This is a genomic window from Candidatus Eremiobacterota bacterium (assembly GCA_031082125.1).
Taxonomy (GTDB): domain Bacteria; phylum Vulcanimicrobiota; class CADAWZ01; order CADAWZ01; family Ess09-12; genus Ess09-12.
The window spans coordinates 238,082-248,941 of sequence record JAVHLM010000004.1; the positions used below are offsets into that span (position 1 = coordinate 238,082).

Annotated in this window: 6 protein-coding genes; 3 read left to right on the forward strand and 3 right to left on the reverse strand. The window is 52.2% G+C overall.

Features of this window, described 5'->3' with window-relative positions; genetic code table 11:
- Nucleotides 1-19: 19 nt before the first annotated feature.
- On the reverse strand, nt 20-1,450 hold the full coding sequence (locus RDV48_06675; GenBank protein ID MDQ7822463.1) for a zinc ribbon domain-containing protein: 1,431 nt from the start codon (nt 1,448-1,450) through the stop codon (nt 20-22).
- Nucleotides 1,451-1,691: 241 nt separating this feature from the next.
- Between RDV48_06675 and RDV48_06680 the strand changes: the two genes are divergently transcribed.
- Nucleotides 1,692-2,081 carry a hypothetical protein gene (locus RDV48_06680; protein MDQ7822464.1) on the forward strand — a complete coding sequence of 130 codons (390 nt, stop codon included), beginning with the start codon at nt 1,692-1,694 and terminating at the stop codon, nt 2,079-2,081.
- 289 nt (nt 2,082-2,370) lie between these two features.
- Nucleotides 2,371-6,306 (forward strand): hypothetical protein, encoded by a 3,936-nt coding sequence (locus RDV48_06685; protein MDQ7822465.1) that lies wholly within the window; start codon nt 2,371-2,373, stop codon nt 6,304-6,306.
- Nucleotides 6,307-6,807: 501 nt separating this feature from the next.
- Here RDV48_06685 and RDV48_06690 read toward each other — a convergent pair.
- Together RDV48_06690 and RDV48_06695 are read right to left on the reverse strand one after the other, a co-directional pair.
- Nucleotides 6,808-8,181 (reverse strand): glutathionylspermidine synthase family protein, encoded by a 1,374-nt coding sequence (locus RDV48_06690; protein MDQ7822466.1) that lies wholly within the window; start codon nt 8,179-8,181, stop codon nt 6,808-6,810.
- A 5-nt stretch (nt 8,182-8,186) separates the two neighbouring features.
- Nucleotides 8,187-9,269, reverse strand: coding sequence for a hypothetical protein (locus RDV48_06695; GenBank protein ID MDQ7822467.1), 1,083 nt, complete (start codon nt 9,267-9,269; stop codon nt 8,187-8,189).
- A 399-nt stretch (nt 9,270-9,668) separates the two neighbouring features.
- Between RDV48_06695 and RDV48_06700 the strand changes: the two genes are divergently transcribed.
- On the forward strand, nt 9,669-10,860 hold a 1,192-nt coding region (locus RDV48_06700; protein MDQ7822468.1), incomplete at its 3' end, for a hypothetical protein.

The window sequence follows — 10,860 nt, forward strand, 5'->3', positions numbered from 1 at the left end:
CGCCCTGCCTGCTCGACTTTTATTCCTCGATTATCTTCACGGTTCTCTCCGTTGAATCATCAATGCGCCAATCACCGCTTTCCCTGATAAGGATAAACTTGATATCCGAGGTTATTCTTCTGGTTTTGCTCCCGTACCTGTCTTCCGCTTCTGTGACCACAGTGATTCTAGCCTCTTCGGGAGTGCAGGATTCCACCTTGTATTCAACAACTTTCAGGGACATATTGTCCAGATAACGGTTTTCGTAAAAGGCGGCATCTTTTTCCTTCCTTATCCTGTCGGAGCGGAGGGCCAGGACCTTCGCGAAATCCTTGCTGTCAATGGCTTTGATGTTCTCCAGGACAGCATTCAGAGCATTCCGGGAATCCTCATCGCCAGGGGGAGAACCACCCGGCGACGGTGAGAGGCCCATGACAGGGAGAGAGCTCCCCGGGGAGGGCGAAAGTGTGCCGGGAGTCTGTGCGGCGGGAGAAACTGACACTGTTGCCGCAGGCGAGGCTGGCGCTGTGACGGAAATGCCGGGGGAAGGCCCATGGTCATCCCTTAAGGTGTAGTTCCTTGTGATGAAGAGAAAAGCGATTAGAAGGAGTGTGACAAGGGCGGCAAGGTGCCAGGAATAGGGAGCCACCTTTGCCAGGTAACTGTTCCTGTCCTTGGTGAACTCCTCGCCTTCTATCTGGCCTTTCTGCCCGTTGATGAAGAAGGTGTATTCCCTGCCGCCCCGATAGTCATAGGCGCCTTCCCACACGGGAAGAAACACCGAGACGCTGTGAGAGAGCTTTGCCGATTCCTGGAGCCTCCCCTGATAATCAAAAAGAGCGGGCTCCTCAGCCTTCAGCTTCTCAAGAGCTTTCTTCTGGGCCTCGCTCTCATCAAGGGTCGGGACTACGAACTCAGACGAGTCCACCACCTTCTCGTCGAGTTCGCAGAGCTCCATGAAATCATAATGGACAGAAAGCTTTACCACTTCCTGGGGAATTTCATTACTTCCCGGAACGAGGATGATTTTTGTTCTTTTCTGGGTCTCCTGGGGAGCCTCCAGGTCGCTCTTTTCCATTGAGAGGCCCGTGCATTTGTCACCGTTCTCTGATACAATGTACCAGAAGAGCCAGCACCCGTAATATTTCTTGTTCATCCTGAGAATATGGAAGTTCTCACGCTCATAGGTGTCCTGTTGCTGTGCCTCGAGCCAGCTGTAAATCAGGGTATGGGCATCGGATACAAGTATGGAGAGAGGCACCGAATACTGCGGAATTGCTGCAGACTCGTCATCAGTATCGTTATTTGCGCCCCCCTCCGCATCTGTCACGGGGCCCTGGCCGCTGTCAAGCGGGAACCCGCACTTCCCGCATTTCGTGCTCTTTTCATCGCACTGGGCTCCACATTGAGAACAGATCTGCATGCTCGCTACCTGTAAATCTTTATAGTTATTGCCATGAACCTTCTTCATAAATCATAGAAACTCCTGGCACCTGCCCTATTTTTTCGGCAGGCCCCACCGGAGGGATCAGTCCATCAGAAAGAGAATCGTATAGTCACGCACATTATATTCTCGAGATGATGACGTTATCTGGCATGTTCTGGAGTTTTACCAGCATAGTCTCTGCAATCAGTTCAGGTTTAAAATGATGCCGTCTGCTATGCTCCAGAGCATAGAATAAGATTCACACTGAAAGAAAGGGGAGATTACCTTGAAAGTGAACCATGTTTTCTTTATGACTGCGCTGTTCTTTGTGCTCTCTGCCGGTATTGTCCTCGCAGGAGCCAACAACAACACCCCCTCCGACGCTTTTCAGTCTTATCAGATTGCACTCCGTGATGAAGACACGTCGCTTCTGAAGCTGGTATATTCACTTCCGCAATCGGCACGATCATCACAGTCTCGCCTCATGCAGGAGCTCAAGCAGCTCAAGTATTACGACAGTTATAAGAATTATGCTGTCGTCCAGGTCATTGATCAAGGTGACTCGGCCAAGCTGAAAGTGAAGGGCACACTGAGGGGCAGGGAAGGGGTAAAAAGGACCTTTCAGCTGAAAAGGTTCAACGACGGGTGGAAAATCACCCAGGCCTGGAATTATTAATATTGAGGGAACCCTGCATTCGGAGAGTTTCAACGCGAGAGGTTTTTCCTCCCGGAAAGTCGAAAATTTATACTGATGCACATTTTAAACTAATGTTCCTTGTGTTCAGTAAAGGTTTATGATGATGCTGTCAGGTATGCTGTGGTGGAAAAAAGGACCGATGGCAGGGAATGGCAGGCCGACATGATCTGCGCTGTCCTTGCCAGGTCTTTATGGCATTTCCGGACAATAAGAAGGTATAGAAAGAGATCAAGACAATCCTAACAAGAGAGAAGGTCCAAAATACCTGATGAGCCAGAGAGAAACTGCAAAAGAACTTCTCAAGCAAGCCTCTTCCATTGAAAGTTCCTCCAAGAAATCAGAATATCTCGACCTCATGAAAAAGGCCATTGAGGCCGACCCCTGTTACACCGAGCCCTATATTCAGCTTGGCTTTCATTATTTCAAGGAGCAGAACTGGCAGGAAACAATCAACAACCTCAAGCATGCCCTGGATATTGACTTCAGGCTTGAGGATGACGAGGAGAAGGCCCGGAAGATATTCCTTACCCTTGGCAAATCCTACCAGACTCTCGGCAGCAAGGAAGAGTCACTTCAATGCTACAAGGATTTCATCGGGAATTTTCCCGATTCACCCGTCACCGACAAGCTGGTAAAACAGATATATGTGAAGCTTAAGAATCGTGATGCATGGTACAAGTATTACCTTGACGGCATGAAGGCTTTTCTGGAAGGGAAATACAAAGAGGCAATCAAGGAACTCACTGAAGCGATCTCTGCAAACTCAGGCTTTTCCTGGGCTTACTACTACCGGGGAAAAGCACTGTACCAGCAGGCTGAGCACTCAAAGGGAAGCTATAAGGATGCCATAGCGGATTTTGAAAAAGCACTCGAGATAAACGAGCATTACCTTATTCATTACATGCTGCTCAAGGCCAGGAGAGCTGCCGGTGAAGCGGATAAGGCGGAAAAGAGCGCCGATACCGTCCTCAAGGATAATCCTCTTTTCATCCCTGCTTATCTTGAAAAGGCAGAGTTGCTTGCCGAAAGGAACCAGAAAGATAAGGCCCTCGATCTGTTCAAAAAGATTCTCACGATGACCTCAGAGGGAGAAGCGGTAAAGAAGGCAAGGAAATTCATCGAAGAATCCGATTCGGGAGCGAAGGCTGCAGAAGAAGCGAAGGCTGCAGAAGAAGCGAAGGCTGCCGCTGAAGCGAAGGCTGCCGCTGAGGCGAAGGCTGCCGCTGAAGCGAAGGCTGCCGAAATGGAAAGAGAAGCCGCTGAAAGCGCCCAGGCAGAGGGCGCCGAATCAGACAAGCACCTTGAAAAAGCAAAGCAGAAAGCACAGGCGATACTTGAGAAAGCGAAGGAAAAAGCCCAGGAGTTTCTGGACAAGACCAAGGAGGAGCTGAAATTACTCAAGCAGAGCGCGGAAAAGGAAAAGGCAAGCGCCAAGGAGGAAGTCCAGAAGATCTTTGATGAAGCTGAGCGGGTCAAGCACGAGGCTGAGGAGATAATCAGGAAGGCCCGCCAGAAAGCCGAAGAGATAGAAGACGGCGCAAAGAACCAGGGCGAAGAGCTTGTCAAGAAGGCTCTTGCCGACGCGCAAAAGGAATCTGCCGCAGCACAGGAAAAGGCGGAAGCCTCTGAAGAGGCACACGATATTCTCAAGAAAGCGCGGGAAGAGGCCGAAGCACTGAAAAAGCAGGCTCTTGAGGAGCGGACCCGTGCGGAAGAGGAAGCCGGGAGCTTACTTGAAAAAGCCAGGGAAGAAGCCGGGAAGCTCAGCGAGGAAGCCCAGGAGATCCGCCGCAAAGCCCAGGAGGACAAGGAAAAGGAATACAAGGAGGCCAAGGCAAAGGCCGAGAGCATTATCCTGTCGATAAAGAAAAAGGCTGAAGAAGAGCTTGAGAAAGCAAAGGCCGAAGCGGCAAGAATAAGGGAAAAAGCGGAGAACGAGGTAAAGAGCCTCAAGGCCGACGCCTCGGCCATCATGGAGCAGGCCAGGGAAAAAGAGCAGGAAGCGGCTACCATGGCCCTGGTCAGGGAAAGCGCCTCCCAGATTGAGGAACAGGCCAGGGAGCTTCTTTCCAGTGCCGAAGAAGAGTCAGGCAGGAAAAGGGATGAGGCTGACAGCTATTACAGGGAGCGTCATGAGAAGGCGGCTTCCGACGCAAAGTCCCTCATTGAAAAGGCGGAGGAGGATGCGAAAGCCCTGTTACTCAAGGCCGAGGCCATGCAGGCCGAAGCGAAGAAGGCCAGGGATGCGGTCAGGGAGCTTGAGTCGAAGTCATCATCGATTGTTGCAGGTGCAGAGGAACAGGCGAAGACTATTCTGAAGAAAGCACGAAGCGAGGCGCTCTTTGAAGCGAAGAAGGAGCAGGAGCGTATTCTCAAGGAGATCAGGGACAACGCCAATAAAGAAGCCGAGAGGATAATCGCTGAAAGCAGGGCTTCAGAGGCAAAAGAAAAGGAAAGGATTACCACACAGGTCCGCGAGGAGCTGGAAAAGGAGTGCGCGCAGAAAAGGAGGGAAGCCGAGCTCATCCTGGAGGAGGCCACTAAAAACGCCTCTCTCGAGGCCGACAAAATTGTTGAAGAGGCACGCAACGACGCGGAGGTGGCCTATAAGAACATAATAGGCATAGCCGAGGACGAGGCTGAGCAGCTCCGCTTCAAGGCACTCGACGAAGCGGAGAGCGACAAGGCCAGGATAGTCAAGGAAGCCGAGCTCCGGGCTGAGAACGAGCGCAGAAGAGCCGAGCTCCACTCCCGTGACCTCATCTCCAAGGCGGAGAATCAGGCCGAAGCGATCATCGCGCAGGCAGAGAAAAATGCCAAGAAGAACCTTGAGGCAATGATGGCTTCCGCGAAAGAAGAAAAACTGAAATACGAGGAAGAGGCTCACGATCTGGCAAAGCAGAAGAAGGCTGAGCTCGAAGAATACGAGAGGGAAATAAGGAAAAAAACCAAGGCTGAGCGCGAAGAGATCCTCGAAAAAGCCCGGAATGACGGCGATGATATATTAAAGGCCCTCTGCCTCGAGGCAGAGGAGAAGAAGGAAGAGATCATCCGGACAGCTGAAGAAGAAGCGCGGCTTATTATGGAAAAGATATACGAGAAGGCCGAGGAGGAGCGCGGGAGAATACACAGGCTTGCCGAAGCGGAGTCCATGGAGATTGTCAACGAGGTGAAAGCGACAATTAAAAAGGAGAGAGAAAAGTTACTCCAGAAAGTTGAGGAAGAGAAGTCGCTCATCATTGATAAGGCTAAGCTTGAGTCCCAGAATATACTTGATTCCACACGCGCTGCGGCATCAAAAGATCTGGAAGAGATCTTCGGCCGCCTCTCCACAATCTCGGAGAACATATTCCAGAATGCTTTGAGGAGGGCATCGGCTGAGATCGAGCGGATGAGGGATATTGTCGCCGAGGAATCAAGGAAAGGCTTCGAGGCCGCTTCCAAGGAAGTCCGGGCCAATACAGAAAATACGATTGCCCTCTTTGTGGGCGAGATTAACAAGGTGAAACAGGATTCCTCCATGGAGGTGCTGGGTGAAGAGACAACGGCGATACTGCAGAGGGTCATCGATGAGAACGAGAAAAAAACAGCAGAATCAGACTCCCCGCTCGATATAAGGATCAGGAGCCTCAGGATAGAGCCTCTTGAGCATGCAGAGGAAATGGTGGAAAAAACCAGGGAGCATATTGCCTCACGGCATGAGAAAGAGGTAAAGCTTTCAAGCTTCAGAGAGCCTGAAACAAGCAGCAAGGCTCCCGTGGAAAAGCCTGGTGAAGAGGTGACTCCTGAGATTGAAGCGCCGCAGGAATATCTGGAGCAGGAAAAGCCCGCGGCACAGGAGATTACCAGGGAAGAGCCTCAGGAGCCCGCCCGGGAGGAACAGCCTCCTCCAGCTCCAGAGGAACAAATTGAGGAGAAACCTGAAGAAGTCCCCAGGGAGGCAGCAGCATCCACGGTGAAAACCGGAAAAGCCAGGGGCAGGGGCAAAGTCCGGGAGGCCGGGCCTGAGGAAAAAGCTCCTGAGCCCGAGGAAAAGCCTCAGGAACCTGAAGAAAAGGCCAAGGAGCCTGAAGAGAAGCCGCCTGAGCAAGGCCCGGAGAAATCGGAGGAGAAGGTTCCCCCTGAAGAGCCCCAGGAGACTCCGAGAAGCTTTGGCACCTTCCTCACCCAATTTTTTGACAGAGGAGTCGATGACTTTGAATAGGTTTCGCAGCTTCATTCTCGCTGGTATCGCCATCCTGCTCATTGCCGGCCGGGCGTACCCTGCCGAAAAAATCTGGCTTCTTGTCCCCGGCACTTCCTTTGGGAGCTTCCGGATAGGGCAGTCCTACGACGAGGTTCAGGCCGTGCTCGGCGTGCCTGACCGGCAGAAGGAGGTCCAGAACGGTGTCCTGGTAAAATTTGAGCAGCGCGGGATCATTGTGCAGTATAACTCATTCACCAGGGCTGTTCAGTTCATCGGGGCCGATAAGCCGTCTTTTGAGGGGAAGCTCTATCAGACTGAGGACGGCTTCAAGGTGGGCACACCGCGGGACCAGGTGGAGAAAGCCATGGGAGCGCCTGCGAAAACAGTGCCTGCCAGAACAAAGGATTTCTATCCCAGGTCCGTCGAGCTGGCCCTTTACGTGGAGAAGGGAATAACCTTTCATTATGACCAGCAGAACAAGGTAGCCGCCATCCTTGTATTTGACAGGGGGCTTTTCGGCTACTCCCCGTTACCTCTCAGCGGGAACACCGGGATGATTCCCCCGCCGGCCGAAATATTTATCACATCCTTGGCGGAAACCCTCCCCAGCACTCCCACGTATTTTCCCCCGATGCAGTAGGGGCTCAGGTTGAAGAACTTGCTTTCAATGACTATCTTGTTCTTCTTGATGACAGGGACTTTGATCTCGGGTATGGCCATGTACTCCTGAACAATCCATGAAGGGTCGCCCTGGTACTCCTCGACAGTCTCCTTCCACTTGAGCTCCGGGGTGCTCTTGCCCACCATCACGTTATACCCGCCTGCCCCGCTGGAAGGCTTGATGACAAGCTTCTCCCTGTTGGCGAGCATATAGGACCTCAGGATGACCTCGTCGCCTTCGACGGAGAGGGTCACGGTCTCATCGAGTCTCCTCGTCCAGGGGATATATTTTTTTATGAACTTCACCTCATTATCGCTGAAGTAATGAGAATTCAGGGGGTTTGACAGAAATGAATGGATGGTCTTGTGGGAGCCTATGAGAGCCCTGAAGGAGTTGATGACGCAGGCGGCCCCGCCGGTGACGCCCTTGATGAAGTCGCGGAGATCCCTGGGGTAGCGCATGTAAAACTCGGCCCGCAGGGCCCTCATAATTATGGGGTATTTTATACTCCCGGCAAAGAGCCTTCCCTCCTTCAATTCGAAGTCCCTCGCATCGGTAATAGTAGCCTCAATACCGTGCTCGGTGAAAAAGTCTCTCACGATCTCTGATTCGGGATAATTTCCCGCCAGACCCCTGAAATTCACCAGGGCAACACGGGGAGGCTCTGAAAAGTTCATGGCATGGTAGCACTCAAGAATTGCGTCCATCAGGCCCTTGACTATTGCTCTCTCCTTGTTGACTTCATATTCCTTTATCAGCTTCATATAAAGCGGGTGCTCCCGGAAGAGCTCCTCGTAGAGGTCGGTCCAGCCTATCCCGCCGGGATTGTCGGTATTGAACTCGATGAATTTCAGCTTTTTCCCGTCGTAGAGGATATCGTGGCGGTTGATGACAGTGGGCTTCGGGTAAAGAGGATCGGCGTCAATCCATTCCTTGGGGATATTCCAGTAAGGGAAATAGTCATGGACATAGGGATCTTTGAAATAAAGCTTCACCACCTTGTCAATGAGCCTGTCGGCCTGCTCGGTGGTATCCCTGAGAAGCCCATGGGATTTCTCTTTCAGGAAGAGGGGCATGAGAGTGAGATTGAAGGGCTCCTCGCCATGGATACACCTTTTCTTTATCACTCTCTCCTGGAAATCCCGCCTTGCCTCCAGGGCCTCGACAGGGTTCTTCACCATCCAGTGCATTAATTTCCTGTATTCCTTGTCAAGCTGTTCAAGAATACTCATGGTGTCTATCCTTTCTTTATGGCATGGGTCACCAGTGTGAAAAGATCGCTTACCACCCTTGCGCAGAGGCTGCCGAACCGGTAGAGGGGGTTCCTCTCGACAGCCCGTCTCCCTTCCGGCTCTATGACCCTTTTCACGTTGGTGCCGTCAATATTCATCAGAAAGACATCATCCTTGATCTCGGCGTTTGCCTTCCGGGAGTTGAAGACTACCCTGCTCCCGTCGGGCGAGAGGGCGAACTCAAAGGGCGACAGCCCTGACGATCTCCAGTTGAGAAGCGATTTTGCCACGGGCCCTTCGTTATTGAGCAGCATAAGGTAGATTGAGTCGTTCATCACAAGAAAAAGCCTGTTCTGTGAGTTCCAGAAGACCGTGAAGCTCTTGCGGATCTCAGAGTTGCTGAGCTTATCAAGCCTTTCCTCCTTGCCCAGGGAATAAAAGCAGAGCTGATAGGAAAACTCGTCAACATCGGTAGGCTCAACGACCCGCAAGGCAATGAGATCCTGGCGCGGAGCCCACCCGATGCTCATATCCCTGCCATAAGACTCTATGCCTGTCTTTTTCAACACACCCTTTCTGGTATTGTAAAGCCACAGGACGGTGCTACCCACCGGAGGCTCGCCGCAGGAGTAATAGATCCCAAGCGCAAAGTAGTCGCCGCTCGCCGAGACCCTCGCATTGACCAGATCCAGGGATTCGCTGGCCTTCGTCCTGAAGATCTTTATTTCGTGGTAGGCCATATCATCCTCATGGATGGAGCCGATTACCTTGCAGCCTCTCTCGCTGTTATCCTGAAAGGTGAAGAACGATCCCCTGTCATAAAAGAGTTTCTTGAGGCAGGGAAGCTCAAGGTTATATTTCATGGCGCCCCTGGTGTCTGCCGCAGGGAACCGGTAGAGCTCAGGCCTGCCTTCATGATCTCTCACGGTGTAAATGAAGTTTTCATCGTTGCTCCATCCCAGGATCTTCACCGAGTCCCTTTCCCCGCTGAGAAGGGCGATTCTCTTGACCTGCAGGGATACCAGCTCTACGACCCAGATTTCATGGGAAACAGGGTTTTTATCACCGTCGGACACTATCGAGTTCATGGGGATCCTTATGTAGGAGAGGAAGAGGGCGCTTGGAGACCAGGTGAATGATTGATAAAGATAAAAGGGCTGCTTCCTGATCTGTATGAATGCGTGGCCAGCAAGAACAGCGGCTATCGCTGCAGCGGTGAGCAAGAAGGGCCACCAGGGAACTCTCCTGCTGCACTTCGACGCTTCTCTTGTCTGCTGCGCTTCCATAATGTAATTTTGAATTCATTACAAGAGAAAAACATCCTTCAGGGAAAGAGGGAATAATCTCTTTCTTTTTTCGACATTATTCCCATGGAAGGTCATGAATGCCTATTGCGCATGGATGGCGACTCTGGTAAAATCAAAGGAGGGATTCAATTCAACCGAAGGGAAGCTTTTCTATAATCTTGGAGAGCGAGGTATATCATTATGGACGAAGAGAAGAACAGAAAGGATGACAGCCCGGGAGGAGAAGATCCCGGCAAGGCTGGGGGCTCCAGGAGCGGGTGGCGGATGGATATCAATCCCCAGGAGGAACCTGAAGATGAATCCCAGGCATTCTCGACGGTAGGCGGCCGTTCCAGGGCACCTTTCCAGTCTGACTCAAGAAAAGAAAGTGACTATGTGAGAGAGTTTGAAGCGGCTCCCTCCTCATCACGTTCAAAGATGACACCGCCTTCCCAGGAAGAGGATGAAATGATGAGTGAAGAGCTCCCCCCTGAGCTGAAAAAAGATCCCAAGAAATTCATTATCACCATTCTCGGCATAGTGGTTGGACTGGCGCTCATAGTGGGACTCTACCTGGAGTTCTCCAAGAAGTCCTCGGGCTCCCATGAAGGAGGCACTTCCAATGAATGCAGGCTCTCCTATAAAGCGGGTGACGTGAAAGTGAAAAAGACCGGAGCCAAGAGCTGGGAGAGTCTTCCCGACAACATGGTTATCGCATCAGGAATGCAGCTTAACACTATGCTTTCCAAGCAGAATGTGGTAAGCATAAGCGATGGCTGCAACATCCGCCTGGCAGATTTTTCCGTGCTCTCCGTCAACAGGCTCGAAGGCTCAGGGAATGATTTCATAGGTGAGTTCTCTCTTGATGGCAGGATGTGGGTCAACTCGAAGAACTTCAAGGAGCTCAAGATAATGACCAAGGATGGCGTGGTAAGCGCCTCGACAGGAGTGTTCGCCGTCAGCACGGACCCCGCAAAGGGAACAGTGGTACAGTGCTTCCAGGGCTCCCTCACGGTCGCATCAATGACCGATCAGTCACTGACCCTCCCCGTTGCGGAAGGTCAGTTCTCGATTATAAGCGGGAGTAACATGCAGCAGCCCCAGGAAGTCACCGTGGACCGAACTAATGAATGGATCGGATGGAATCTCAAATCCGACGGCGGCGAGAACCTTAAGTTCAAGGAAGTGGCCGTTGATGAAAATGCCCAGGGTCAGAACGGAGGCCAGGGCGAGGAGCAGGAAGGGCAGATGTCGCCAAGAATGCAGCCCGGCAGGTATTCCGGCGGCCAGCAGGGCGGCCAGCAGGGCGGTATGATGCAGGGCGGCCAGCAGGGCGGTATGATGCAGGGCGGCCAGCAGGGCGGTATGATGCAGGGCGGCCAGCAGGGCGGCA

What these genes read in the sequence shown, in the direction of transcription:
- RDV48_06690 (MDQ7822466.1), bottom strand. Translation starts at nt 8,181, where the DNA reads ATGAGTATTCTTGAACAGCTTGACAAGGAATACAGGAAATTAATGCAC.
- RDV48_06695 (MDQ7822467.1), bottom strand. Translation starts at nt 9,269, where the DNA reads ATGAACTCGATAGTGTCCGACGGTGATAAAAACCCTGTTTCCCATGAA.
- RDV48_06675 (MDQ7822463.1), bottom strand. Translation starts at nt 1,450, where the DNA reads ATGAAGAAGGTTCATGGCAATAACTATAAAGATTTACAGGTAGCGAGC.
- RDV48_06685 (MDQ7822465.1), top strand. Translation starts at nt 2,371, where the DNA reads ATGAGCCAGAGAGAAACTGCAAAAGAACTTCTCAAGCAAGCCTCTTCC.